The 25,518-nt window shown below is 73.0% G+C and carries 19 protein-coding genes; 13 read left to right on the top strand and 6 right to left on the bottom strand.

Annotated features, from left to right (window positions below; all coding sequences use genetic code 11):
* The first annotated feature begins 26 nt into the window (after nucleotides 1-26).
* Together AB0A97_RS33065 and thpR are read left to right on the top strand one after the other, a co-directional pair.
* Nucleotides 27-1,433 (top strand): MFS transporter, encoded by a 1,407-nt coding sequence (locus AB0A97_RS33065; RefSeq protein WP_361156964.1) that lies wholly within the window; start codon nucleotides 27-29, stop codon nucleotides 1,431-1,433.
* Nucleotides 1,434-1,517: 84 nt separating this feature from the next.
* Nucleotides 1,518-2,084, top strand: a complete 567-nt coding sequence (gene thpR, locus AB0A97_RS33060) for an RNA 2',3'-cyclic phosphodiesterase (RefSeq protein ID WP_361156962.1) — start codon at nucleotides 1,518-1,520, stop codon at nucleotides 2,082-2,084.
* Nucleotides 2,085-2,325: 241 nt separating this feature from the next.
* Here the strand turns inward: thpR and AB0A97_RS33055 are convergent, their stop codons facing one another.
* Together AB0A97_RS33055 and AB0A97_RS33050 are read right to left on the bottom strand one after the other, a co-directional pair.
* Nucleotides 2,326-3,324 (bottom strand): aldo/keto reductase, encoded by a 999-nt coding sequence (locus tag AB0A97_RS33055; RefSeq protein WP_361156960.1) that lies wholly within the window; start codon nucleotides 3,322-3,324, stop codon nucleotides 2,326-2,328.
* An 89-nt stretch (nucleotides 3,325-3,413) separates the two neighbouring features.
* A complete protein-coding gene (locus tag AB0A97_RS33050; protein ID WP_361156957.1) occupies nucleotides 3,414-4,103 on the bottom strand; it encodes a GDSL-type esterase/lipase family protein in 690 nt (229 codons plus the stop codon).
* A gap of 200 nt (nucleotides 4,104-4,303) precedes the next feature.
* Between AB0A97_RS33050 and AB0A97_RS33045 the strand changes: the two genes are divergently transcribed.
* Entirely contained in the window at nucleotides 4,304-5,320 is a 1,017-nt protein-coding gene (locus tag AB0A97_RS33045; RefSeq protein ID WP_361156955.1) for a hypothetical protein, read from the top strand.
* A 54-nt stretch (nucleotides 5,321-5,374) separates the two neighbouring features.
* Here AB0A97_RS33045 and AB0A97_RS33040 read toward each other — a convergent pair whose 3' ends face one another.
* Nucleotides 5,375-6,145, bottom strand: a complete 771-nt coding sequence (locus tag AB0A97_RS33040; RefSeq protein WP_361156952.1) for a TetR/AcrR family transcriptional regulator — start codon at nucleotides 6,143-6,145, stop codon at nucleotides 5,375-5,377.
* Between the two features lie 124 nt (nucleotides 6,146-6,269).
* Between AB0A97_RS33040 and AB0A97_RS33035 the strand changes: the two genes are divergently transcribed.
* Both AB0A97_RS33035 and AB0A97_RS33030 read left to right on the top strand, forming a co-directional pair.
* On the top strand, nucleotides 6,270-7,277 hold the full coding sequence (locus AB0A97_RS33035) for an ATP-binding cassette domain-containing protein (protein WP_361156949.1): 1,008 nt from the start codon (nucleotides 6,270-6,272) through the stop codon (nucleotides 7,275-7,277).
* Nucleotides 7,274-8,101 carry an ABC transporter permease gene (locus tag AB0A97_RS33030; protein WP_361156947.1) on the top strand — a complete coding sequence of 276 codons (828 nt, stop codon included), beginning with the start codon at nucleotides 7,274-7,276 and terminating at the stop codon, nucleotides 8,099-8,101. The genes AB0A97_RS33035 and AB0A97_RS33030 overlap by 4 nt, the downstream gene beginning before the upstream one ends.
* Nucleotides 8,102-8,176: 75 nt before the next feature.
* Here AB0A97_RS33030 and serC read toward each other — a convergent pair whose 3' ends face one another.
* Complete coding sequence (gene serC, locus AB0A97_RS33025) at nucleotides 8,177-9,295, bottom strand: phosphoserine transaminase (RefSeq protein ID WP_361156945.1); 1,119 nt, start codon at nucleotides 9,293-9,295, stop codon at nucleotides 8,177-8,179.
* Nucleotides 9,296-9,312: 17 nt separating this feature from the next.
* Nucleotides 9,313-10,347 (bottom strand): YafY family protein, encoded by a 1,035-nt coding sequence (locus AB0A97_RS33020; RefSeq protein ID WP_361156943.1) that lies wholly within the window; start codon nucleotides 10,345-10,347, stop codon nucleotides 9,313-9,315.
* A 73-nt stretch (nucleotides 10,348-10,420) separates the two neighbouring features.
* Between AB0A97_RS33020 and AB0A97_RS33015 the strand changes: the two genes are divergently transcribed.
* The 7 genes from AB0A97_RS33015 to AB0A97_RS32985 all read left to right on the top strand — a co-directional run bounded on the left by AB0A97_RS33015 (nucleotide 10,421) and on the right by AB0A97_RS32985 (nucleotide 22,718).
* On the top strand, nucleotides 10,421-11,863 hold the full coding sequence (locus AB0A97_RS33015) for an FAD-binding oxidoreductase (protein ID WP_361156941.1): 1,443 nt from the start codon (nucleotides 10,421-10,423) through the stop codon (nucleotides 11,861-11,863).
* 71 nt (nucleotides 11,864-11,934) lie between these two features.
* Nucleotides 11,935-14,910, top strand: coding sequence for an FAD-binding and (Fe-S)-binding domain-containing protein (locus AB0A97_RS33010; RefSeq protein ID WP_361156938.1), 2,976 nt, complete (start codon nucleotides 11,935-11,937; stop codon nucleotides 14,908-14,910).
* A 251-nt stretch (nucleotides 14,911-15,161) separates the two neighbouring features.
* Nucleotides 15,162-15,998, top strand: a complete 837-nt coding sequence (locus AB0A97_RS33005) for an EamA family transporter (RefSeq protein ID WP_361157149.1) — start codon at nucleotides 15,162-15,164, stop codon at nucleotides 15,996-15,998.
* A gap of 706 nt (nucleotides 15,999-16,704) precedes the next feature.
* Nucleotides 16,705-17,514: a TIGR03084 family metal-binding protein gene (locus tag AB0A97_RS33000; protein ID WP_361156935.1), complete on the top strand. Its 810-nt coding sequence runs from the start codon at nucleotides 16,705-16,707 to the stop codon at nucleotides 17,512-17,514.
* Nucleotides 17,511-19,217 (top strand): acyclic terpene utilization AtuA family protein, encoded by a 1,707-nt coding sequence (locus AB0A97_RS32995; RefSeq protein WP_361156932.1) that lies wholly within the window; start codon nucleotides 17,511-17,513, stop codon nucleotides 19,215-19,217. The genes AB0A97_RS33000 and AB0A97_RS32995 overlap by 4 nt, the downstream gene beginning before the upstream one ends.
* Nucleotides 19,214-20,812: a carboxyl transferase domain-containing protein gene (locus AB0A97_RS32990; RefSeq protein WP_361156930.1), complete on the top strand. Its 1,599-nt coding sequence runs from the start codon at nucleotides 19,214-19,216 to the stop codon at nucleotides 20,810-20,812. Before AB0A97_RS32995 ends, AB0A97_RS32990 begins: the two co-directional genes overlap by 4 nt.
* A gap of 7 nt (nucleotides 20,813-20,819) precedes the next feature.
* On the top strand, nucleotides 20,820-22,718 hold the full coding sequence (locus tag AB0A97_RS32985) for a biotin carboxylase N-terminal domain-containing protein (protein ID WP_361156927.1): 1,899 nt from the start codon (nucleotides 20,820-20,822) through the stop codon (nucleotides 22,716-22,718).
* Nucleotides 22,719-22,830: 112 nt separating this feature from the next.
* Here the strand turns inward: AB0A97_RS32985 and AB0A97_RS32980 are convergent, their stop codons facing one another.
* Complete coding sequence (locus AB0A97_RS32980) at nucleotides 22,831-24,033, bottom strand: IS110 family transposase (RefSeq protein WP_361156923.1); 1,203 nt, start codon at nucleotides 24,031-24,033, stop codon at nucleotides 22,831-22,833.
* 205 nt (nucleotides 24,034-24,238) lie between these two features.
* Here AB0A97_RS32980 and AB0A97_RS32975 point away from each other — a divergent pair, with 205 nt between their 5' ends.
* On the top strand, nucleotides 24,239-25,408 hold the full coding sequence (locus tag AB0A97_RS32975; RefSeq protein WP_361156920.1) for an acyl-CoA dehydrogenase family protein: 1,170 nt from the start codon (nucleotides 24,239-24,241) through the stop codon (nucleotides 25,406-25,408).
* Nucleotides 25,409-25,518: the final 110 nt, after the last annotated feature.

The following is a 25,518-nucleotide window of genomic DNA, read 5'->3' as shown; positions in this document are numbered from 1 at the left end:
CCGAGCGCCGAGGAGGCGAACCCACTTTGAGTACGGGATCCGGAGCAGACTCCGCCCCCGCACCGAACTCCGACGACACCACCGCCACCGACGCCGCGACCGCGCCCCCGACAGGCACCAAGGGCACCGCCGCCGAACCGCGCGGGGGCATGTTCCGGTCGCTGAGAGTCCGTAACTACCGTCTTTTCGCCACCGGCCAGGTCGTCTCCAACACCGGCACCTGGATGCAGCGCATCGCCCAGGACTGGCTGGTCGTCAGCATCACCGGTTCGTCCGCCGCCGTCGGCATCACCACCGCGCTGCAGTTCCTGCCCATGCTGCTCTTCGGGCTGTACGGCGGGGTCATCGCCGACCGGGTCTCCAAGCGCAAGCTGCTGCTGGTCACCCAGGCGTCGATGGGCCTGACCGGCCTGGTGCTGGCCGTACTGACCCTCAGCGGGCACGTCACGGTCTGGCACGTCTACCTGATGGCCTTCGTGCTCGGCCTGATCACCGTCGTCGACAACCCGGCACGGCAGGCGTTCGTGGTCGAGATGGTCGGCCCGGACGACCTGCGCAACGCCGTCAGCCTGAACTCCGCCAACTTCCAGTCCGCCCGGCTCATCGGCCCCGCCGTGGCCGGTGCGCTGATCACCTCCCTCGGCAGCGGCTGGGCCTTCCTCCTGAACGGCCTGTCCTTCCTCGCGCCGCTCGCCGGACTGCTGCTGATGCGCACCGGCGAGCTGCACAAGGTCGACCGCGCCCCGCGCGGCAAGGGCCAGTTGCGGGAAGGCGTGCGCTATGTCGCGGGCCACCCCGAGCTGATCTGGCCGATCGTCCTGATCGGCTTCATCGGCACCTTCGGCTTCAACTTCCCGATCTGGCTGACCGCCTTCGCCGACAAGGTCTTCCACGGCGGCGCCGGCATGTACGCCTGGTTCAACGGCCTGATGGCGGTCGGTTCGCTGGCGGGCGCCCTGCTCGCGGCCCGGCGCGGCACCTCGCGGCTGCGGCTGCTGGTGGGCGCGGCGCTGCTGTTCGGCGTCCTGGAGATGGCCGCGGCCCTCTCGCCGACCGCCTGGGTCTTCGGGGCGCTGCTGATCGTCATCGGCGTCGTCGGCCTGACGATCAACGTCACGGCCAACTCCAGCGTGCAGATGGCGACCGATCCGCTGATGCGCGGGCGGGTGATGAGCCTGTTCATGATGGTCTTCATGGGCGGTACGCCGCTGGGCGCGCCGCTGGTCGGCTGGGTCACCGACGCGTACGGCGCCCGGATCGGCTTCCTCGCGGGCGGCCTGGTCTCCGCCCTGGCCGCGATCGGTGTGGGCCTGGTGCTGACCCGTGCGGGCGGCCTGCGGGTCCGGATAGACCTGCGCCGCGGCCACCAGCACGTACGGTTCGTGCCGCGGGAGCGGGACAGCGAGCCGGAGCGGCTGGCCGCGGCGGCCTGAGGCAGCGGTACGGCGGCGGGGCCGGGGACGTGGGCGCGCCGCGGCTCCGGCCCCGTCGCCTGTCCCGTGCGCGACACTGACCGCATGAGACTCTTCGCCGCCGTACTGCCGCCCGAGGCCGCCGTCGACGAACTCGACGCCCGGGTACGCCGGTTGCGTACGCTCCCGGACGCGGACCGGCTGCGCTGGACCGGGCGGTCCGGCTGGCACTTCACCCTCGCCTTCTACGGCGAGGTGTCCGACACCACCCTGCCCGACCTGCGCGAACGGCTGGCGCGGGCCGCGCGGCGGTACGAGCCGTTCCCGCTCGGCCTCAAGGGCGGCGGCCGCTTCGCGGACCGGGTGGTGTGGGCCGGCGCCGACGGCGGTCTGCCCGCCCTGCGCAAGCTGGCGGACTCGGCCACGGCGGCCGCCCGCCGGGCCGGGCTGGAGATGTCCGGCCACCGCGCGTACACCCCGCACCTGACGGTCGCGCGCAATCGCGCGGAAGCCCTCGACCTCGAACCGTTCGTCGACGGCCTGGCGGACTTCGAGGGCAGCGTGTGGACGGTGCGGGAGCTGGCGCTCGTCCGCAGCCGCCTGCCGGTCTCCGGGGTGGCGGGCGAGCAGCCCCGGTACGAGACGGTGGCGGCCTGGCCGCTGGGTAGGTGAGCGGGCCGGTTACGCTCGAAGGGTGGACCCCAAAACCCGTAACCGGATCATGTCCGGCCTGTTCGCCGTGCTGCTCGTCGTCGTGATCGTGGCGGCCGCCCTGCGCTGACCCGCCGGACGGCCCCGAGGACACCGCTCCCGAACCCGTCCCACCTGGCGAATCGCCGGGCGGATCGCCAGGTGGACGGGCCATGGATCACCGGGCGGGCTCGCGTCGGACCGCCGGTGGATCACCGGCGGCTCACCAGGCGAACGCCTCCGGCGACGGCCCGGTGCCGGGGAAGATCTCGTCCAGCGAGTCCAGCAGCTCGGCCGACAGCTCCAGCTCCACGGCGCGCAGCGCGCTGTCGAGCTGCTCGGCCGTCCGCGGCCCGACGATGGGCCCCGTCACACCGGGCCGGGTGAGCAGCCAGGCCAGCGCGACCTCGCCGGGCCGCAGCCCGTGCTTGTCGAGCAGGGCCTCGTAGGACTCGATCTGCGCGCGGATCGCGGAGTTCGCCAGCGCGCCGGCCGAGCGGCCCCCGTTGGTACGGGCGCCGCCGCCCTCGCGCTCCTTGCGTACGGCGCCGCCGAGCAGCCCGCCGTGCAGCGGCGACCAGGGGATGACGCCCAGTCCGTAGGACTGGGCGGCCGGGATCACCTCCATCTCGGCGCGGCGCTCCGCGAGGTTGTACAGGCACTGCTCGCTGACCAGGCCGAGCGAGCCACGGCGCGCGGCGGCCTCGTTGGCCTGCGCCAGGTGCCAGCCCGCGTGGTTGGAGGACCCGGCGTACAGGATCTTGCCCTGCCGCACCAGGACGTCGATCGCCTGCCAGATCTCGTCCCACGGCGTGTGCCGGTCCACGTGGTGGAACTGGTAGAGGTCGATGTAGTCGGTGTTCAGCCGCTTGAGGCTGGCGTCCACCGCCCGCCGGATGTTCAGCGCGGAGAGGCGGTCGTGGTTGGGCCAGACCTGCTCGCCGTCGCCGCCCATGTTGCCGTAGACCTTGGTGGCGAGCACGGTCTTGTCGCGGCGGCCGCCGCCCTGGGCGAACCAGGAGCCGACGATCTCCTCGGTGCGGCCCTTGTTCTCGCCCCATCCGTAGACGTTGGCGGTGTCGAAGAAGTTGACGCCCGCGTCGAGCGCGGCGTCCATGATGGCGTGGCTGTCGGCTTCGTCCGTCTGGGGGCCGAAGTTCATGGTGCCGAGGACGAGTCGGCTGACCTTGAGTCCGGTGCGTCCGAGCTGCGTGTACTCCATGGGGCCATAGCCAACGCCTTGGAGTGCGCTCGAATCAAGGAGTGTGCGGCGTCCGTGTGCCCTCGTACGGACGGCGGGCCCGCGCGCCCTCAGGCGTCCACAGCCGTGTACGGGGCGCCCACGTCCCACGCCTGGTGCAGGGCGTCCGCGAAGGCGGCCGCGAGCAGGTGCTCGCCCGACGCGGCGGGGTGCGTGCCGTCGTAGGTGTCCCGGTCCAGGTCGTAGCCGTCCGGGTGGGAGGCCAGCAGCAGCGGCGAAGCGGGGGTGGACAGCTCCGCGACGGCCTTGGCCAGCAGCTCGTTGAAGCGCTCGCACTCGGCGGCGAAGGGCGCGTCGGACAGGGCGCGGGTGTTCGGGATGACGGGCATCAGCACGGCCCGTACGCCCGCGTCGGCCGCCCGTGCCGCGGCGACGAAGCGGTGGACGTTCGCGGCGGTCTGCTCCGCGTTCGTGTAGAAGCCGAGGTCTATCAGCCCGAGCGAGACCAGCAGCGTGTCGGCCTTGTGCTTGCGCACCGCGTCGCCGATCAGCGGCACCATGTGGCACCAGCCCTCGCCCCAGCCGGCGAGGTGGCGCCGGGCGCGCTCGGGGAAGTCCGGGTCGCGGTAGGCGTGCGAGGCCGCCGCGTCGGCGGACACGTCGTACAGCTCGGTACGCGGTCCGACGATGCGGTAGGGGCCGCCGTAGGTCCGGTTGAGGTGCTGCCACATCCGGTAGCGCCAGGTGAAGTCGCCGGCGCGGCCGATCGTCATCGAGTCACCGACGAACATCACACGCATACGACCTCCCGGCCGCCCGGCCCGGGCGCGCCGGAGTGCGCTGTCGGGGTGGTCATGCGGAGATCATAAGGAGCCGGACGTTCCGGGCGGCGGGCGGGGCGAGCCGCGTCCCGCGCCCGGACGGGCGGGTACCGGACAGGTGTGGCCCCCGGGGCAGGGCGGGCCGCACCGCCGCGCCGCCGAAGTGGGAGGCTGTGCCCATGCGTTCGCTACTGTGCGCGGCCGGGGCCGCGGGAATTCTGCTGTGCGCGGCGGCCGGGCCGGCGGCGGCCGACGACGGAGGAGGGTCCGAGGGGTTCACGATCGAGGACCAGCGGATCACCGAGTCCAGCGGCCTGGCGGCCAGCCGGGCCCACCCCGGCGTGTACTGGACCCACAACGACAGCGACGACGGGCCGTACGTCTACGCCGTGGACGGCCGGACCGGCCGCACCGTCGCGACCGTCACCCTGCGCGGCATCGGCGACCCCCGCGACGTGGAGGCGATCTCGGTCGGGCCGGACGGCAACGTCTACGTCGGGGACATCGGCGACAACCTCGGCGGCACCTGGAAGCACGTATGGATCTACCGCTTCCCCGAGCCGAAGGAGCTGCGCGACCAGACCGTCGATGCGGCGCAGCTCACAGTCACGTACGACGAGGGCCCGCGGGACGCGGAGGCGATGATGGTGCACCCCAGGACGGGGCGGGTCTACATCGCCAGCAAGAAGAAGAGCGGTGGCGCGGCCCTGTACGAGGGCCCCGAGCGGCTGTCGGCGCGCGGGACGAACACCTTCCGCCGGATCGCGGGCATCGACCAGTGGGTGACGGACGGCGCGTTCTCGCCGGACGGCACGCGGCTGCTGCTGCGCGGTTATTTCGGCGCGGAGATGTACCGGTGGGAGGGCGGGCGCCCCAAGGACATCGGCAGCGTGGGTGTGCCGTTGCAGATGCAGGGCGAGTCGGTGACCTTCACTCCCGACGGGCGGACGCTGCTGTTCGGGTCGGAGGGCAAGGGCAGCCGGGTGCAGCCGGTGGGGCTCAGCGGCGACCAACTGCCGGAGTCGGCGAAGGGGGCCGGCAGTAAGGGCGACGGCGACGGCACCGGTAAGGGGGACACGGCGGACGGCGGCCAGGGCGAAGCGGGCAAGAACCGCAACGTACTGCTGGCGGCGGCGACGTTCGGGGTGGCGACGGTGGTGGTGCTGGTGCTGCGGAGGATGTTCCGACGGAGGTGAGCGGCGGGGGGAGAACGGGCGCGCCCGGTCTCCGGGGCGCCGCTCACTCGGCCGTCAGCCGTCTCGCTTCCCGATGTACGCGGCGAAGCCGTCGAGCAGGCGCCCCAGACCCCATTCGAAGAGGGCTTCGCCGTCGTCGGCACAGTCGTCCTCGAAGGTGAAGGTGTCCTCGGAGAGCCCGGCGAGGTGCGGGTAGCGGCCGCTCTCCATCGCCTTGACGAGGAAAGGGCCCTGGATCTTCCACCACTCCTCGTCGGTCATGCCGGTGCGCTTCTCGGCCATCGCCGAGTTCAGCCGGGTGCGTGCCGCGCCCGCGACGTACCCCTCCACGATCATCAGCAGCCGCATCTTCTCCGGGTCGGGCAGGGAGAGGCCGGACATCCCGCGGACCGTGTGCTCCAGGACGTCCACCGCGTGGGGGCCCAGCAGCGGGCGGGTCTGGTCGACCTGGAGCAGCCAGGGGTGGCGGAGGTGGAGCTGCCAGGCGCGGCGCGCGACGTTCTCCAGGACGGCCCGCCAGCCGGCCTCGGGGCCGGGGAACGCGTCGGCGCCGAACGCCGCGATCTTGTCGAGCATCAGGTCCAGCAGCTCACCCTTGCCCGGGACGTAGCGGTAGAGGGACATCGTGCCGACGCCCAGGTCGGCGGCGACCCGGCGCATCGAGACCGCGCCGATCCCCTCGGCGTCGGCGACCGCGATCGCGGCGGTGACGATCCGGTCGAGGGTCAGGCCGGGCTTGGGGCCGCGGGTGGGCCGCCCGGCGGTGCCCCAGAGCAGCTCCATGCTGCGTGCCGCGTCGCCGCTGCCGCTGTGTTCTGTCGTCATGGTGCGCTCAGTCTAAGCGGCCGCGGAAAAACCGGGTACGCCGTACGCGGTTGTTGGGTACGGTGGACCCGATAACTGAGTACGGCGTACCCGATTTCGGGGGCCGGGAAGGACGGGGAGGCGCATGACGACATCGGCATCCGAGGCGGCGGTCCTGGCGGAGGGCCTGACGAAGCGGTACGGGGACAAACGGGCGCTCGACGGCTTCGACCTCGCCGTGCGGCGCGGCACCGTGCAGGGCCTGCTCGGCCCCAACGGCGCGGGCAAGACCACCGCCGTACGCATCCTGGCGACCCTGCTGCGCCTGGACGGCGGGCGGGCGGCGGTCGCCGGGCACGACGTGGCGCGCGAGCCGCACGCCGTACGCAAGCGGATCGGCCTCGCCGGGCAGTACGCCGCGGTGGACGAGATCCTCACCGGGCGGCAGAACCTGGAGATGTTCGGGCGGCTCTTCCACCTCGACGGGCGGCGGGCCCGGGCCCGCGCGGACGAACTGCTGGAACGCTTCGGCCTGTCCGACGCGGCCGGCCGGCAGGTCAAGCACTACAGCGGCGGCCTGCGGCGGCGCCTGGACCTGGCGTCCAGCGTGCTGCTCGCGCCCGAGGTGCTGTTCCTGGACGAGCCGACCACCGGGCTCGACCCGCGCAGCCGCAACGAGGTCTGGGAGACCGTACGGGGCCTGGTCGCGGGCGGTACGACGGTTCTGCTGACCACGCAGTACCTGGACGAGGCCGACCAACTGGCCGACCGGATCGCCGTCATCGACCACGGCCGGACCGTCGCGGAGGACACCCCGGACGGGCTCAAGCGCGGCATCGGCGGCGACCGCGTCCAGGTGGTGCTGCGCGATGCCGCCGAACTGCCCCGGGCGGCGCGGATCGTGGCCCGGGCGGCCGCGGCCGGCGGCGCGCCGGACACGGACGTGGCGGAACGGCGGGTCGGCGCGCCGGTGACGGACGGCGTGGCGGCGCTCACCGAGGTGGCGCGGGCGCTCCAGGACGCGGGGCTGGACGTGGCGGACATCGGGCTGCGGCGGCCGACGCTGGACGAGGTCTTCCTGCGGCTGACCGGCCACCGTACGGCGGAGGCGACCGCCCCCGTGCCCGCGCACCGGACGGAGGCCGTCGCATGAACGCCCCCGTTCCCGCCGGCGCCGCCGCCCCCGAGCGGCGCCTGTACTGGGCCTTCGCCGACTGCTGGACCATCGTCCGCCGGGACCTGACCCACCTCGTCAAGCAGCCCGTCACCATCGCCTGGCAGCTCGGCTTCCCGATCGTCTCCGTCCTGCTCTTCGTCTACGTCTTCGGCAGTGCGATGGACGTCGGCGGCGAGGGCTCCTACCGGGACTACGCCATGCCCGGCATGTTCGCCATGACCATGGCCTTCGGCTTCATGAACACCGCGATGCTGGTCGCGGTCGAGAAGGAGCGGGGCGTGACCGACCGCTTCCGTTCGATGCCGATGGCGCGGTCGGCGGTGGTCAGTGGCCGGGGCGTGGCGGATGTGTGCGGGGCGGCGCTGGACCTCGCGGTGCTGGCGGCGATCGCCGTCGTCGTCGGCTGGCGCTCGGACGGCGGCACGCTCGCCACCCTGGCCGCCTTCGCCCTGCTGCTGCACCTGCGCTTCGCGCTCATCTGGGTCGGGGTACTGCTGGGCCTGCTGGTTCCCGACCAGGAGGCGGCGGGCGGACTGTTCGCGCTGGCCTTCCCGTTCGGCATGATCTCCAGCGTCTTCACGCCGCCGTCGATGATGCCGGACTGGCTGGGCGCGATCGCGATGGGGAACCCGGTCTCCTCCACGGCGAACGCCGTGCGTCAACTCTTCGGCCACCCCGGCACGTTGGGGGAGAGCTGGATCGAACAGCACGCCCTGCTGATGGCGGTGGTCTGGCCGCTCGCCCTCACGGCGGTCTTCCTGCCGCTGGCGGTCCGCCGCTTCCAGCGCCTCGGCCGCTGAGCGGCCGTACCACGGAACGCCGTCCGGCCCCGGCGGATGCGACCGCCGGGGCCCGGACACGTACCACGGTACGTCCTACAGCTTGCCGATGACGTGGTCGATGCAGGCGGTCAGCGCCTCGACGTCCGCCGGGTCGACCGCAGGGAACATCGCCACCCGGAGCTGGTTGCGGCCCAGCTTGCGGTACGGCTCGGTGTCGACGATGCCGTTGGCGCGCAGCGCCTTGGCGACGGCGGCCGCGTCGATCGCGTCGTCGAAGTCGATGGTGCCGATGACCTGCGAGCGCTTGGCCGGGTCGGTGACGAACGGCGTCGCGTACGGGGAGTCCTCGGCCCAGCCGTACAGCGTGCGCGAGGAGGTCGCGGTGCGCCGTACCGACCAGTCCAGGCCGCCCTGGCCGTTGATCCACTCAAGCTGCTCGTTGAGCAGGAACAGGGTGGCCAGCGACGGGGTGTTGTACGTCTGGTTCTTCAGCGAGTTGTCGATCGCGGTCGGCAGCGAGAAGAACTCCGGGATGTGCCGGCCGGAGGCGTGGACGCTGCGGGCGCGCTCCAGGGCGGCGGGCGAGAAGACGCCGATCCACAGGCCGCCGTCGGAGGCGAAGGACTTCTGCGGCGCGAAGTAGTACACGTCGGTCTGCGCGATGTCCACGGGCTGGCCGCCCGCGCCGGAGGTGGCGTCCACCAGCACCAGCGAGCCGTCGTCCGCGCCCGCCACGCGCCGGACCGGGGCGGCGACACCGGTGGAGGTCTCGTTGTGGGTCAGGGCGTAGACGTCCACGCCCTCCTCGGCCTTCGGCTCCGGGTGGCTGCCCGGGTCGGCGGAGACCGTCGTGGGCCCGGCCAGCCACGGCGCCAGCTCGGCGGCCTTGGCGAACTTCGAGGAGAACTCGCCGAAGGTCAGGTGCTGGGACTTGTTCTCGATCAGGCCGTGGGTCGCGATGTCCCAGAACGCGGTGGAACCGCCGTTGCCGAGGACGACCTCGTACCCCTCGGGCAGCCGGAACAGCTCGCGTACGCCGTCGCGGACCCGGCCGACCAGGTTCTTGACCGGTGCCTGGCGGTGGGACGTACCGAGAAGGGAACTTCCGGTGGCGGCGAGGGCGTCGAGCGCCTCCGTACGCACCTTGGAGGGGCCCGCGCCGAAGCGACCGTCGGCGGGCTTGATGTCAGCGGGAATCTGGATATCAGCCACGGGCGAAGCGTAATCCGTCACGGGGCCCGATCAGGACCAGGGTCCACCGGGTGAGACGGAACGGGTGCCGCCGTCCGGCCCGTGTCCGGCTGCCGGGTGTCCGCGTACAGGGCGGTGACCGAGGCGGCGGCCCGCGCCAGCTCCGCGCGGGCCTCCGGCGGGTCCAGCACCTCCAGGGACGTGGTGAACTGGAGCAACTGGCGGACCGCGCGCAGCTCCTGCAACGCCAGTTCGACCGTCACCCACGTCCCGCCGGTGTCCTGCGGCGGCTCCACCAGCGCCGTACCGATGACGCGGACGAACAGGTCCAAGCGGGACCGGAGCACCCGGGCCGTCACCCGCAGCCCGGCCTGCCGGGCCTCCACCTGCTGCCGCAGCGCCTCCCACGCGTCGGCCAGCTCCACGCCGTCGCGGCGCCGCACGGGCGTGTCGAGCACGGTGGCCGCGACCACCCGGTCGGCCCGGAACAGTTGTCCGCGCCGCCGCCGGTCCGCGACGAGGTACCAGGTCCCGGCCTTGGAGACGAGTCCGTACGGATCGACGGTGTACGTACGCGGGTCGGTCTCGCCACTGTGCCGGTACCGCAGGCGCAGCCGCCGGTCGGCGAAGACCGCGGTGTGCAGGGTGTCCAGGTCCACGGCCGGCCGCGGCCCGGAGAGCCAGCGCCCGGGATCGACCAGGATGCGGCGGCTGGTCAGCTCGGCGGCGGGCCGGTGCGGCGCGGGCAGCGCCGCCATGACCTTGCGCAGCGCGGAGCCGAGCGCGTCGTCCAGCCCGAGCGCGTGGTGCGCCCCCTCGGCGGCCAGCACGAACAGCGCCCGCGCCTCGTCGGTGGTCAGCCCGGTCACGTCCGTACGGAACCCCGGCAGCAACGCGATCCCGCCGTGCCGCCCCCGCTCCGCGTACACCGGGACCCCGGCCGCCGACAGCGACTCGACGTCGCGGTAGATCGTCCGTACGGACACCTCCAGCCGTGTCGCCAGCTCGGCGGCCGGCACCCGGCCGCGGGTCTGGAGGAGCAGGAGGATCGAGAGGAGGCGGTCGGATTTCACGCGGCCCAGTCTCCCGGAGAAGGCGACGGAAAACCTGACGGCCGGTGTCAGGTTATGGCGGGACAGTCCCCGCATGAAGACCACGCACAGCGATGCTTCCGCCGTCATGTCCGGTTCGTCCGCCGCTTCCGCCGCTTTCGCCGCCGCCACCGCGTCGGTCCTCGCCGAAGTCCCTGCTCCGTACGGTGCCCTCGGCACCCTCGCCGAGCTGGCCGACCGCGTCACCGGCGTCGTCCTGGTGCCCGGTGACGACGGGTACGAAGCGGAGCGGGCCGGGTTCCAGAGCGGGCACGTCCACCGGCCTTCGGTGATCGTCGGGGCGGACACGGCGGCGGACGTCGTGGCGGCGGTGCGGTACGCCCGGACCAACGGGCTGCCGGTGTCCGTGCAGTCGACCGGGCACGGGCTGTCGGCGGCCTCCGACGGGGGAGTGCTGGTCAGCATGTGCCGGATGGACGAGGTGCGGGTCGACGCCGAGGCGCGCACCGTGTGGGCCGGGGCGGGCGCGCTCTGGGCCGATGTGATCGAGGAGGCCGCGCCGCACGGGCTGGCGCCGGTGAACGGGTCGTCGCCCGGCGTGGGGGTGGTGGGCTACACGCTCGGGGGCGGGCTGGGCATCCTGGGCCGGGAATTCGGCTACGCGTCGGACCGGGTGCGGCTGGTGGAAGTGGTCACCGCGGACGGCGTGCTGCGCTGGGTCACGCCGGAGCGCGACGCCGTCCTGTTCCGGGCGCTGCTCGGCGGCGGGCACGGGCTGGGGGTGGTGACCGGCCTGGAGTTCGGGCTGGTGCCGGTGGAGCGGGTGTACGGCGGTCAACTGGTCTTCGGTGCCGACCTGATGGACGAGGCGCTGGCCGCGTACCTGGCCTGGACCGAGGACCTGCCCGACGCGCTGACCTCGTCGGTCGGCCTGATCGCGTACCCGGACGTCCCGGCGGTGCCCGGCCGGCTGCGCGGCCGTCACCTCGCGCAGGTCCGGATCGCGTACACGGGGCCGGTGGCCGAGGGGGAGCGGCTGGTCGCGCCGCTGCGCGCGGTCGGGCCGCGGGTGGCCGACACGCTGCGCGACATGCCGTACACCGCGTCGCACACCATCCACCAGGACCCGGAGACACCGCACGCCTACGACGGCGACAGTGTCCTGCTCAGCGGCCTGGACGCGGCGGAACTGCGCGAGGTGACCGCGCTGACCGGGCCGGACGCCCCGATGATGACCGTGGTGCAGCTCAACCACCTCGGCGGCGCGCTCGCCGCCGGCGGTGGCTCCGTCGGCCACCGGGACGCGCGTTACCTGCTGCGTCTGCTGTCGCCGCTGGACGGCACGGACGTCGCAGCCGTACGGGCCCTGCACGCGCGGGTGCGGGCGACGCTGGCGCACAGGGCGGTCGGCCGCAGCGTCAACTTCCTGTTCGGCGATCACGGTGACGCGGTGGCCGACGCGTACGAGGAGGACGTGTACCGCCGGCTGACCGCCGCCAAGGCGGCGTACGACCCGGAGAACCTGTTCCGCGCGTAGCCGGGCGGCACCCGGACACCGGGCAGGAAAACGGAAGGGCGCGCCCCCGGCCGAGTGGGCAGGCTGGGGGCATGGCTGATCTTACGAAGACACGCGGGACACCGGACGGGACACGGGAGCTGGCCCGGGAGTTGGCGGACGCCGTACGCGGCGAGGTCTCGCTCGCCGCCGGGGACCGGGCCCTGATGACGATGGACGCGTCCAACTACCGCCGGGTGCCGCGGGCGGTGGTCGCGCCACGGGACGCGGAGGACGTCGCCGCCGCCCTGCGGGTGTGCCGCGAGCACGGTGTGCCGGTGGTGCCGCGCGGCGGCGGGACGAGCATCGCCGGGCAGGCCACCGGCGTCGGTGTGGTGCTGGACTTCACCCGGCACCTGCGGCGCATCGTGTCGCTGGACGCCGAGGCCGGTACGGCGGTCGTCCAGCCGGGCGTGGTCCTGGACGACCTGCGGGCGGCGGCCGGCGCGCACGGCCTGACCTTCGGGCCCGACCCGTCCACCCACAGCCGCTGCACCCTCGGCGGCATGATCGGCAACAACTCCTGCGGCTCGCACTCGGTGGCGTGGGGCACCACCGCCGACAGCGTGCGGGAACTGGAGGTGCTGACGTACGGGGGCGAGCAACTGCGCGCCGGGCGGGGCACGGCGGCACTGGACGCGCTCCCGCAGCGGCTGCGGGACGGCGTACGGGCCCTGGTGAACGGCGATCTGGCGCTGCTGCGCACCGGCTACCCCGAACTCCCGCGCCGCATCTCCGGCTACGCGCTGGACGCCCTGCTGCCCGAGAAGGGCACCGATCTCGCGCGGGCGCTCACCGGCAGCGAGGGCACGCTCGGCGTGCTGACCGAGGCCACCGTCGGGCTGGTCAGGCCGCCCGCCGCCAAGGTGCTGGCGGTGCTCGGGTACGCGGACGAGAGCGCGGCGGCCGAGGCGGCGCACACGCTGCTCCCGGGGTCCCCCCGGTCGAGCGGAGCCGAGAGTGGGGGAAGGCCGCTGACCGTCGAAGGCATGGCGGCCGACCTGGTGGGGGACGCGTCGGGGCTGCCCAAGGGCGGGGCCTGGCTGTTCGTAGAGATGGGCGGCGCGACGCCCGCCGAGGCGCTCGCCCGGGCCGAGGAACTGTGCCGGGGCGCGGGCGCGGCCACCACCGATCACACGGTGGTGACCGACCCGGTGCGGCAGCGGGCCTTGTGGCGGGTGCGCGAGGACGCCGCCGGGACCGCGACCCGCATGCCGGACGGCTCCGAGGCGTGGCCCGGCTGGGAGGACTGCGCGGTGCCGCCCGAGCGGCTCGGCGCCTACCTGCGGGACTTCCGGGCCCTGCTGGCCCAGCACGGCCTGCGCGGTACGCCGTACGGGCACTTCGGTGACGGCTGCATCCACGTCCGTATCGACTTCGACCTGCTGAGCGCGCCCGGGATCCGCCGGTTCCGCGAGTTCTCGTGCGACCTGGGCGACCTGGTCGTGGCCCACGGCGGCTCGCTCTCCGGCGAGCACGGCGACGGCCAGGCGCGCGCCGAACTGCTGCCCAAGATGTACGGCGGCGAACTGGTCCGCCTCTTCGAACGCTTCAAGGACCTGTGGGACCCGGCGGGCGGCCTGAACCCCGGCATGCTCGTCCGGCCGGACCGGATGGACGAGAACCTGCGCTTCGCGCCGCTGCCGCGGCGGCCGGTGGACGTGGAGTTCGGCTACCCGCACGACAACGGGGACTTCTCGGCGGCCGTACGGCGCTGTGTCGGCGTCGCCAAGTGCCGCGACAGCGCCCCCGCCGCCTCGGCCGTCATGTGCCCGTCGTACCGCGCCACCGGCGAGGAACAGCACTCCACCCGGGGCCGCGCCCGACTGCTGCACGAGATGCTCGCGGGCGAGGTGATCACCGACGGCTGGCGTTCCGGGGAGGTACGGGACGCGCTGGACCTCTGCCTGTCCTGCAAGGGCTGCCGCAGCGACTGTCCCGTGGGCGTGGACATGGCCACGTACAAGGCCGAGTTCCTGCACCACCACTACGCGGGACGGCTGCGGCCCGCCGCGCACTACTCGATGGGCCGCCTGCCGCGCTGGCTGCGCGCGGCCGCTCCCGTCGCGCCGCTGCTCAACGCCCTGGCCAGGACACCGCTGGCCGGGGCGGGCAAACGCCTCGGCGGGATCGCGCCGCAGCGGGCGATTCCGGAACTGGCCGGTGAACCGTTCGTACGGTGGTGGGCGAAGCGGATGGCCCCGGAGGGGCCGGGAAGGGTGGCGGGGTCGGCAGGGTCGCCGGAAGCGCCGGAAGCCCCGGCAGTCCCGGAACGGCCGGCGCTTCTGCTGTGGCCGGACACCTTCACCAACTACCTCGCCCCCGAGGTGGGCCGTGCCGCCGTCCACGTCCTGGAGGCCGCCGGACTCGACGTCCGCCTGCCTACGGCGGGCCGCCGCCGGGCGTCGCTGTGCTGCGGCCTCACCTACGTCTCGACCGGCCAGCTCGACCAGGCGCGCGCGGTCATGCGCCGGACGGTGGACGCCCTCGACCCGCTGCTGGCGGACGGCACCCCGCTGACCGTCCTCGAACCGAGCTGCGCGGCCGCCCTCCGCACCGACCTGCCCGAACTCCTCTCCGACGACCCACGGGCCGCGCGGGTCGCCGCGTCCGTACGGACCTTCGCGCAGACCCTGGAGGAACAGGCGCCCTCCTGGGAGCCACCGCGCGTCGACCGCCCGGCCGTCGGCCAGACCCACTGCCACCAACACGCCGTACTCGGGGAGGCGGCCGAACAGCGTCTGCGCGCCCGGGCCGGGCTGGACGGCGCGCTGAGCGGCGGCTGCTGCGGACTGGCCGGGAACTTCGGCTTCGAGCGCGGCCACTACGACGTGTCCGTGGCCTGCGCGGAAGAACAGCTCCTGCCGTCCGTACGGGAAGCCGGCCCCGGGGCCGAGGTGCTCGCCGACGGCTTCTCCTGCCGCACCCAGATCGATCAGCTCGCCGGGCGGCGTGCCCGGCACCTGGCGGAGGTGCTGGCGGAAGGGCTGGCCGGCAAGCCGGCCGAGGGGGCCCCGACGCGGCCCTGAGGGGCCTGAGGGTACGGACTGTGTCTGCCCGGCCTGCCCGTCAGGCGTCACACCTGGTGGAAATCACATTTCACGGCGCGGGAGGCGGGCCTTAGCGTGGGCGTGTGAACGAGTCGCGCCACGAGTCCAGCAGCCTCCCGCCCGTACCTCCGGTCCCGGAGCCGGTCCCGGTCACGGTCCCGGCCCCCGCGGCGGTCCCGGCCTCCGCCGAGGTCCGGGCCGCCGAACAGGACGCGGCGGCGGGCGGGCGCCTGACGTCCGTGGCGCTGGTCATCGGCGGCATCATCTCGTTGCAGTTCGGCGCCTCGGTCGCGGTACTCCTCTTCCCGCGGGCCGGCGCGCTCGGCGTGGTCACCCTCCGGCTGGTCGTCGCCGCGCTCGTCCTGATGATCGCCTGCCGCCCGCGGCTACGCGGATACTCGCGGGGCGACTGGGCCACGGTCCTCGCCTTCGGCGTCGCGCTGGTCGGCATGAACTCCCTCTTCTACGAGGCGATCGACCGCATCCCGCTGGGCGCCGCCGTCACCCTGGAGTTCATGGGCCCCCTGATCCTGTCGGTGGTCACCTCGCGCCGAGCGTCGAGCCTGGTGTGGGCAGCGCTCGCGCTGGGCGGAGTGGCCCTGCTCGGCCGGGAGGGCTTCGACGGACTGGACCCGCTCGGCGCCGGCCTGGCGCTCACGGCCGGCGCGCTGTGGGCCGCGTACATCCTGCTGTCCTCCCGCACCGGACAGCGTTTCCCCCAGGCGGACGGACTGGCCCTGGCGATGACGGTGGCAGCGCTGCTGAGCCTGCCGCTCGGCATCTCCACCGGCGGTACGGCCCTGCTGGACCCGGTCACCATCGGCCTGGGCGCCGCCGTCGCCCTGCTCTCCTCGGTCACGCCGTACACCCTCGAACTGCTCGCCCTGCGCAAGCTCCCCGCCTCCGGCTTCGCCGTGATGATGAGCCTGGAACCGGCCGCCGGCGCCCTGGCCGGCTTCCTGGTCCTGCACCAGTCGCTGGGCTGGGCCGAGGTGGTGGCTATCGGGCTGGTGGTGTTGGCGAGTGTGGGTGCCGTGCGGAGTTCGGGGGGTGGTGGGAAGGGGTGAGGTTTTCGCGCTTCGCGCGGGGTGTGTGCTGATGCACGGTTCGCGTTGCGTGCGTTGTGGGGCGGGGCGCGTAGGGGGCCAACTCTCCCCCAGCCTTCGGCCGGGGGTACCCCACGGCATCCTTTAGCTGAGGTGCATCGGACAGTGGGCCAGTGCCCGGACTGCCTGCGGGGATGGCCCCCTACGCACCCCCTCCGGTCGGATTGGCGAGCCGAGGTCGGGGGGAGTTTTCGATCACCCTGGTGCGCGCCCCCGTGGTGGTGAGGCTCGCGTGAGCGTGGGCGACACTGCTGCTCTCCTCCGGCCGCTCTCCCGCGCTGCGCGCGAGGGATGAGCGAACGGGCTTGTGGGAGTGCCCAGCCCGATCGGCAGGGATGGCTGCCGGACGGCCAGGGCTGGGGACATCCTCCGGGGCCCCACAGGCAGTCCGCACGCTGGCCCACGTATCCGATTCGCTGAAGCTGAAGGATGCCCTTGGGGGTTCCCGGCCGAAGGCTGGGGGAGAGCGGCCCCGCTGGAGTGGCCCCGAGCCTCCCACCGGAACGCTCGCGCACCACGCGCGCCCCCATCGGGTCTCAGGTTCAGAAAATCATGCAGGCGTGCTTGATTGTTTCCGGTCGCGCTGTCACGCTCGGTTCCGCAACTCGTACCGCATGAGTCAACGTGCCCTGCCCGCACGGCAGATGGCCGACGAGGGGAGTGCCGCGTGTCCGACGCCGAGGCCGTACTGGCCGATCTGAGGGACGAAGGGGACGCGCTCGACGTGTTGGTCGGCGGGCTCGAGCCGGAGGGGTGGGCGCTGTTGACCCCGGCCGAGGGGTGGACCGTCGCTCACCAGATCGGGCATCTGGCCTGGACCGATCGGCAGGCCCTGTTGTCCGCGACGGATCCTGTGGCCTTTCAGGGCGCCGTTCGGAGGGCCCTGGCTGCTCCCGCGACCTTCGTCGACGAGGGTGCGGCGGAGGAGGCGCAGGCGCCGCCCGCGCGCCTGCTGGCCCGTTGGCGGGCGGGACGGGACGAGTTGCAAGAGGTGCTGGCCGCGCGGCCCTCGGGGGAGAAACTGCCGTGGTACGGGCCGCCGATGAGCGTCGCTTCGGTGGCTACCGGGCGGCTGATGGAGACCTGGGCGCACGGTCAGGACGTCGCCGACGCGCTCGGAGTGTCGCGTGAACCTACTGCGCGGCTTCGGCATGTGGCCCGCATCGGGGTGCGGGCGCGGAATTTCGCTTATGCGGCCCATGGGTTGCCTGCTCCGGAGGAGGAGTTCCGGGTCGAGCTGCGGGCTCCCGGTGGTGGTGTCTGGGCGTACGGGCCGGAAGGTGCGGCTCAGCGGGTGACGGGGGACGCGCTCGGCTTCTGTTTGTTGGTGACTCAGCGCGCCCATCGTGACGATGTGGATGTGCGGGCGGACGGGGCGGACGCCGACCGCTGGCTGGGTATCGCCCAGGCGTTTGCCGGTCCGCCGGGGAAGGGGCGGGTGCCGGGCGGTCGCGGTGGCCGGGGGAGTGCCCGGTGACCGGTGGAGGGGGAGTCCTGCGTGTGGGCAATGCCTCCGGGTTTTACGGCGATCGTTTTGATGCCGTACGGGAGATGCTCACCGGCGGTCCGTTGGATGTGCTGACCGGCGACTACCTCGCTGAGCTGACCATGCTGATTCTGGGTCGCGACCGGCTCAAGGACCCTGCGCGTGGTTATGCGAAGACGTTTTTGCGGCAGTTGGAGGAGGGCCTGGGGCTGGCCGTCGAGCGTGGGGTGCGGATCGTCGCCAATGCCGGAGGGCTCAATCCTGCCGGGCTGGCCGGTGCCGTGCGGGAGTTGGCGGCGCGGGTCGGTGTGACGGTCCGGGTGGCGCATGTGGAGGGGGACGATCTGATGGCCCGGTACGCCGGGCGTGCGGGTGTGGTGACGGCCCATGCCTATCTGGGCGGTGAGGGTATCGCCGCGTGCCTGCGGGCCGGTGCCGATGTGGTCGTGACCGGCCGGGTCACGGACGCCGCGCTGGTCAGCGGGGCGGCAGCGGCGCATTTCGGGTGGACGCCCGCTGACCACGACCGGTTGGCCGGGGCGGTCGTGGCGGGGCACGTGCTGGAGTGCGGTACCCAGGCCACCGGCGGCAACTATGCGTTTTTCGCCGCCCACGACCTGCGCCGGCCCGGGTTTCCGGTCGCCGAGATCGCCGCTGACGGGTCCTCGGTGATCACCAAACATGCTGGTACGGGCGGGGCGGTGACCGTCGGCACCGTTACTGCGCAGTTGCTCTACGAGACGGCCGGCGCGCGCTACGCGGGGCCGGATGTGACCGCGCGGCTGGACACGGTGCGACTCACGCAGGACGGGCCGGACCGGGTCCGGATCGACGGGGTGCGCGGTGAGGCGCCGCCGCCGACGCTGAAGGTGGGCCTGACCCGGCTCGGCGGCTGGCGCAACGCGGTCACGTTCGTGCTGACCGGCCTGGACATCGCGGACAAGGCCGCGCTCGTACGGGAGCAGATGGAGGCGGCCCTCGACGCGGCGAAACGCCGCCCGGCGTCCGTGGAGTGGTCGTTGGCCCGGACCGATCATGTGGATGCCGCCGTCCAGGAGGAGGCGAGTGCCCTGCTGCGGCTGGTGGTGCGGGACCCGGAGCAGGACGCGGTGGGGCGGGTGGTGAGCGGGGCGGCTGTCGAGCTGGCGCTCGGGAGCATTCCCGGCTTCCATGTGACAGCGCCGCCGGGCAAGGGGGAGCCGTACGGGGTCTTCGAGGCGGAGTACGTGGCCGCGGAGGACGTACCGCACCGGGCCGTACTGCCGGACGGCAGCCGTGTCGAACTGCCGCCACCGGCGGAGACCCGCGAGATCACACCGCTCGCCGAGCCCGCCCTGCCCGAACCCCTCGCCCATGACGGCCGTCTGCGCCACGCTCCCCTCGGGCTGGTGGCCGGTGCCCGCAGTGGTGACAAGGGCGGGTCGGCCAACGTCGGGGTGTGGGCCCGTACGGAGGCGGCCTGGCGCTGGCTGGCGCACGAGCTGACCGTCGACCGGCTGCGCGCGCTCCTCCCCGAGGCGGCGGAGCTGCCCGTCACCCGGCACGTGCTGCCCAACCTGCGCTCCCTGAACTTCGTGATCGACGGCCTGCTCGGTGCGGGCGTCGCCGCGCAGGCCCGCTTCGACCCGCAGGCCAAAGCCGTGGGGGAGTGGCTGCGCGCCCGCCACCTGGAGATACCGGAGGTGTTGCTGTGACCGTGCTCGGCAGCCGGCTGGACCCGTCAGGGCCTGAGTACGTGGCGAATCGGGAGGCGATGCTCGGCAGGCTGGCGGAGGTCGGTGCCGAGCATGCCAAGGCCATCGGTGGGGGTGGTGCGAAGTACGTGGAGCGGCACCGCAAGCGCGGCAAGTTGCTCGCCCGTGAGCGGATCGAACTGCTCCTCGACCCGGACACGCCGTTCCTGGAGCTGTCGCCGCTGGCCGCCTGGGGCAGCGACTACCCGGTGGGTGCGTCGCTGGTCACCGGCATCGGGGTGATCGAGGGGGTGGAGTGCCTGGTCACGGCCAACGACCCGACCGTACGGGGCGGGGCCAGCAATCCCTGGACGCTGAAGAAGGCGCTGCGCGCCAACGAGATCGCCTTCGCCAACCGGCTGCCCGTCGTGTCGCTGGTGGAGTCCGGCGGCGCGGACCTGCCCAGCCAGAAGGAGATCTTCATTCCGGGGGGTGCGCTGTTCAAGGACATCACCCGGCTGTCCGCGGCCGGTATTCCCACGGTCGCCGTGGTCTTCGGCAACTCCACGGCGGGCGGCGCGTACATCCCGGGCATGTCCGACCACGTGATCATGGTCAAGGAGCGGGCGAAGGTCTTCCTCGGCGGGCCGCCGCTGGTCAAGATGGCCACCGGTGAGGAGAGCGACGACGAGTCGCTGGGCGGCGCCGAGATGCACGCCCGTACCTCCGGGCTCGCGGACTACTTCGCCGTGGACGAGCCGGACGCGCTGCGCCGGGCGCGCCGCGTCGTCGCCCGGCTGAACTGGCGCAAGGCGCATGGCGATCCGGGAGTCGTCGAGCCGCCCAGGTACGACGAGGAGGAGCTGCTGGGCATCGTGCCCGGTGACCTCAAGGCGCCCTTCGATCCGCGTGAGGTCATCGCGCGCGTCGTGGACGGGTCGGACTTCGACGAGTTCAAGCCGCTGTACGGGCCGAGCCTGGTCACCGGCTGGGCCGAACTGCACGGCTACCCGGTCGGTGTCCTCGCCAACGCGCAGGGCGTGCTGTTCAGCGCGGAGTCCCAGAAGGCCGCGCAGTTCATCCAGCTCGCCAACCAGCGTGACATCCCGCTGGTCTTCCTGCACAACACCACCGGCTACATGGTCGGCAAGGAGTACGAGCAGGGCGGCATCATCAAGCACGGCGCGATGATGATCAACGCGGTCAGCAACTCGCGGGTGCCGCATCTGTCCGTGCTCATGGGGGCGAGTTACGGCGCCGGGCACTACGGCATGTGCGGCCGCGCCTACGACCCGCGCTTCCTGTTCGCCTGGCCCAGCGCCAAGTCCGCCGTGATGGGGCCGCAGCAGTTGGCGGGGGTGCTGTCGATCGTGGCGCGCGCTTCCGCCGCCGCCAAGGGGCAGCCGTACGACGACGAGGCGGACGCAGGGCTGCGCGCCATGGTGGAGCAGCAGATCGAGTCCGAGTCGCTGCCGATGTTCCTGTCCGGGCGGCTGTACGACGACGGCGTCATCGACCCGCGCGACACCCGTACCGTCCTCGGCCTGTGCCTGTCCGCCCTGCACACCGCCCCCGTCGAAGGCGCGCGCGGCGGCTTCGGCGTCTTCCGGATGTGAGGAACCAGTGATCTCTTCCCTCCTCGTCGCCAACCGTGGCGAGATCGCCCGCCGGGTCTTCCGCACCTGCCGGGAACTGGGCATCGCCACGGTGGCCGTGTACTCCGACGCGGACGCCGACGCGCCGCACGTCCGCGAGGCCGACGCCGCCGTACGCCTCCCGGGCAACGCCCCCGCCGACACCTACCTGCGCGGCGACCTGATCGTGAAGGCCGCGCACGCTGCCGGTGCCGACGCCGTCCACCCCGGCTACGGCTTCCTCTCCGAGAACGCCGGCTTCGCCACCGCCGTCGCCGACGCGGGCCTGACCTGGGTCGGTCCGCCGCCCGCCGCCATCGAGGCGATGGCATCCAAGACGCGCGCCAAGGAACTGATGGCGGCGGCCGGGGTGCCGCTGCTCGCCCCCGTCGATCCGGAGCGGGCGACCGCTGCCGACTTGCCGTTGCTGGTCAAGGCGGCGGCTGGTGGTGGTGGGCGCGGCATGCGCGTCGTACGGGAACTCGGCGCGCTGCCGGGGGAGATGGCGGCGGCGCGGGCCGAGGCCGCGGCTGCCTTCGGGGACGGTGAGGTGTTCGCCGAGCCGTACGTCGTCGGGGGCCGGCACGTCGAGGTGCAGGTCCTCGCCGACGCGCACGGTACGGTCTGGACGCTCGGCACGCGGGACTGCTCCCTTCAGCGCCGCCACCAGAAGGTGATCGAGGAGGCCCCCGCTCCCGGCCTCTCCGACGAGCTGCGCGCCACCCTGCACGCGGCGGCCGCCGACGCCGCCCGCACCATCGGATACCGGGGCGCGGGCACCGTCGAGTTCCTCGTCTCCGCTGCCGGCCACGCTCACTTCCTGGAGATGAACACCCGCCTTCAGGTCGAGCATCCGGTCACCGAGGCGGTGTACGGCGTCGATCTCGTCGCGCTCCAGCTACGGGTCGCCGAGGGGGAGGCGTTGCCGGACGCGCCGCCCGCGCCGCGCGGCCACGCCGTCGAGGCCCGGCTGTACGCCGAGGACCCGGCGGCGGACTGGCAGCCGCAGACGGGCACGCTGCACTGTCTCTCCGTGCCCGATGGCGTCCGGCTCGATGCGGGTGTGGACGACGGCGCCGTCATCGGCGTGCACTACGACCCGATGCTCGCCAAGGTCATCGCCTGGGCACCGAGCCGCGCCGAGGCCGTACGGAAGCTGGCGGGCGCGCTGGAGCGGACCCGGGTGCACGGCCCGGTCACCAACCGCGACCTGCTCGTACGGTCCCTGCGGCACCCCGAGTTCGCCACCGCCACGGGCCTGGACACCGGGTTCTACGACCGCAACCTGGGGGGCCTGACGGAGGCCCCGGACGCCACGGCCACCGGCCTGTGCGCGCTGGCCGCCGCCCTCGCCGACGCGCACGGCCGGTCCCGCTTCGGCGGGTTCCGCAACGTACCGTCGCAGCCGCAGACCAGGACGTACGCCTGCGGTGGCAGCGAGCACGAAGTCCGCTACCGGCTGGGCCGCGACGGGCTGTGTGCCGAGGACTTCCCGGGCGTACGGCTCCTGTCGGCCGCGTCCGGGCGGGTCGTGCTGGAAGCCGGCGGTTTGCGGCGCGAGTTCGTCGTCTGCCGCTACGGCGACCAGGTCTTCGTGGACTCCGCCGTCGGCTCCCGCGTCCTCGTCGCCCGGCCCCGCTTCCCCGACCCCACCGCCCGTACGGAACCGGGGTCGCTGCTCGCCCCGATGCCCGGCACGGTCGTCCGGGTGGCCGACGGCCTGGCCGAGGGCGACCGCGTCGAAGCCGGGGCGCCGCTGCTCTGGCTGGAGGCGATGAAGATGGAACACAAGATCACCGCACCCGTCTCCGGCACGCTGAGCGCCCTGCGCGTCAAGGCCGGTCAGCAGGTCGAGGTCGGCACGCCGCTGGCCGTCGTCACCGAGTGAGCCACCGGCTCCTCAGCCGGTCCCGAAGCTGGTCCGGAAGCCGTTTCCCAGGCCGGTCCGAGGCCGGCCCCGAGTGACGTCCTCCCCCTCCGAAGGAGCCTCAATGACGAAGTCAAGCCGCTTGCGTGACCGGCGGGGCGGGGGTGAAGACGCGTCCGTCACGCAGCAGTGCCCAGAGAACACTGGCCCGACGGCGGGCCAGGGCGATGACGGCCTGGACGTGCTTGCAGCCCTCACCGCGCTTTTTGAGGTAGAAGTCCCGGTTGGGTCCTTCGCGGATGATGCTGGTCTGCGCGGACATGTAAAAGACCCGTCGCAGGCGGCGGCTATAGCGCTGGGGCCGGTGGAGGTTGCCGGTACGGCGTCCGGAGTCGCGCGGGACCGGCACGAGCCCGGCCGCCGAGGCCAGATGGCCGGCGTCGACGTAAGCCGACAGGTCGCCGGCCGCGACGACGAACTCGGCGCCGAGGATGGGGCCCATGCCGGGCAGGGACTCGATGATCTCTGCCTGCGGGTGGCTGTGGAACATCGCGCGAATCTGCCTGTCGATGCGCTTCAGCCGTTCGTCCAGGGCCAGGATCTGTGCCGCCAGGTCAGCCACGATCTGGGCGGCGATGTCCTCACCGGGCAGCGCGGTCTGCTGGGCCTGGGCGGCTTCCAGTGCGGTCGCGGCGATGGCGTCGGCGCTGCGCACGCTGCGGCTGGCCGGCCAGGCCGTCAGGCGGGATCGGCCGCGGCGGCGGATTGCGGCCGGGCTCTGGTAACCGGTCAGCAGGACCAGCGCGCCCTTCTGGGACGAGTAGTCAAAAGCCCGTTCCAGCGCAGGGAAGACGCCGGTCAGCACGTCGCGGAGCCGGTTGATCATGCGCACCCGGTCCGCCACGAGGTCCGTGCGGTGGGCAGTCAGCAGCGCGAGGTCGGCCGCCAGCTGGGCGGGCACGTCAATGGATGCAAAGTCCCGACGGTGGCGGGCGGTCTCGGCGATGACGTAAGCGTCGCGGGCGTCGGTCTTGGCCTCGCCCCGGTAGGCGCCGGGCATGCGGTTGACCGTGCGGCCGGGCACGTGGACAGCCTGCTGGCCGTGGGCTGCGAGCAGAGCCAGCAGCAGTGCCGAGGACGTGCCGGAGATGTCCACCGCCCAGTGAACCTCGCCGGCCAGGTCCAGGATCTCGCTGAGCACGGTCAGGATCGCCGTCTCGTCGTTGTCGATCTTCTTCGACCACAGGGTCGCGCCGGTCTCGTCGACCACCGCCGCCCAGTGGTGGCCCTTGCCGGCGTCGATGCCCGCCCAGGCCTGAGCCTGTCGCTTGCCCACTCGCCCTCCTCGTGCCGCGCGATGTGCCGTCGGCCCGAGGAACACCCCGTCGTCAACTCCGTTATCAGCGACCGAAGCGCACACCTCAATCAGCGACCAGGGTGCCCCGGAGAGCCGGGCGGCCGCTCCTTCGAAGCCACTGAAGACAAGTCCCCATAAGCCACACCCGGCCCTCCCGGGCCGCCCAACAACTTACGGAGTCCCCGTGAGCAACCCCGTGATCGAGACCGAGGAACACCGCGCCCTCCGCGCGTCCGTCGCCGCGCTCGGCAAGCGCTACGGGCGGGAGTACTTCGCCCGTGTCGTCGCCGAGGGCAAACACACCGACGAGCTGTGGACCGAGGCCGCCGAGCTCGGCTACCTGGGCGTGAACCTGCCCGAGGAGTACGGCGGCGGTGGCGGCGGCATCACCGAACTCTCCATCGTGCTGGAGGAGCTGGGCGCGGCCGGCTGCCCGCTGCTGATGCTCGTCGTCTCACCGGCCATCTGCGGCACGGTCATCGCCCGCTTCGGCACCGAGGAGCAGAAGCGGACCTGGCTGCCCGGTCTCGCCGACGGCTCCCGCAAGATGGCCTTCGGCATCACCGAGCCGGACGCCGGCTCCAACTCGCACCGCATCACCACCACCGCCCGCCGCGACCCGGAGACCGGCGGCTGGGTCCTCAACGGACGCAAGGTCTTCATATCGGGTGTGGACATCGCCGACGCCACCCTCGTCGTCGGCCGTACCGAGGACGCCCGCACCGGCAAGCTCAAGGCGTGTCTGTTCATCGTCCCGCGCGACACCCCCGGGTTCGGGCGCAGCCTGATCGCCATGGAGCTGGCGGCTCCGGAGAAGCAGTTCGAGCTGACCCTGGACGACGTCCGGCTGCCCGCGGACGCTCTGGTCGGCGACGAGGACGCGGGACTGCTCCAGCTCTTCGCCGGGCTCAACCCGGAACGCATCATGACCGCCGCGTTCGCCCTCGGCATGGGCCGGTACGCGGTCGAGCGGGCCGTCGACTACGCCCGCACCCGGCAGGTCTGGAAGGAGCCCATCGGTGCCCACCAGGCCGTCGCCCACCCCCTCGCCCAGGTCCACATCGAACTGGAACTGGCCCGCCTGATGATGCGGAAGGCCACCCACCTGTACGACGCGGGCGACGACCTGGGCGCGGGCGAGGCCGCCAACATGGCCAAGTACGCGGCGGCGGAGGCGGCCGTGCGGGCCGTGGACCAGGCGGTGCACACCCTCGGCGGCAACGGCCTGACCCGCGAGTACGGTCTGGCCACGCTGATCACCGCGGCCCGGGTGGCGCGGATCGCGCCGGTCAGCCGGGAGATGATCCTCAACTACGTCTCCCACCAGAGCCTCGGGTTGCCGAAGTCCTACTGAGAGCCTGTCTTCGCACCCCCGTCTGCGCCCCGGCGCCGGGCGCGGCATCGCGGTCGCCGTACTGACAACCGCACCGGCAACCGCGATGCTGCACGCACACGGACAGGCGC

The organism is Streptomyces sp. NPDC045470, assembly GCF_040646595.1.
GTDB lineage: Bacteria > Actinomycetota > Actinomycetes > Streptomycetales > Streptomycetaceae > Streptomyces.
The sequence above is the reverse complement of the archived record's forward strand: the minus strand, read 5'-3'. Positions and strand labels throughout refer to the sequence as shown.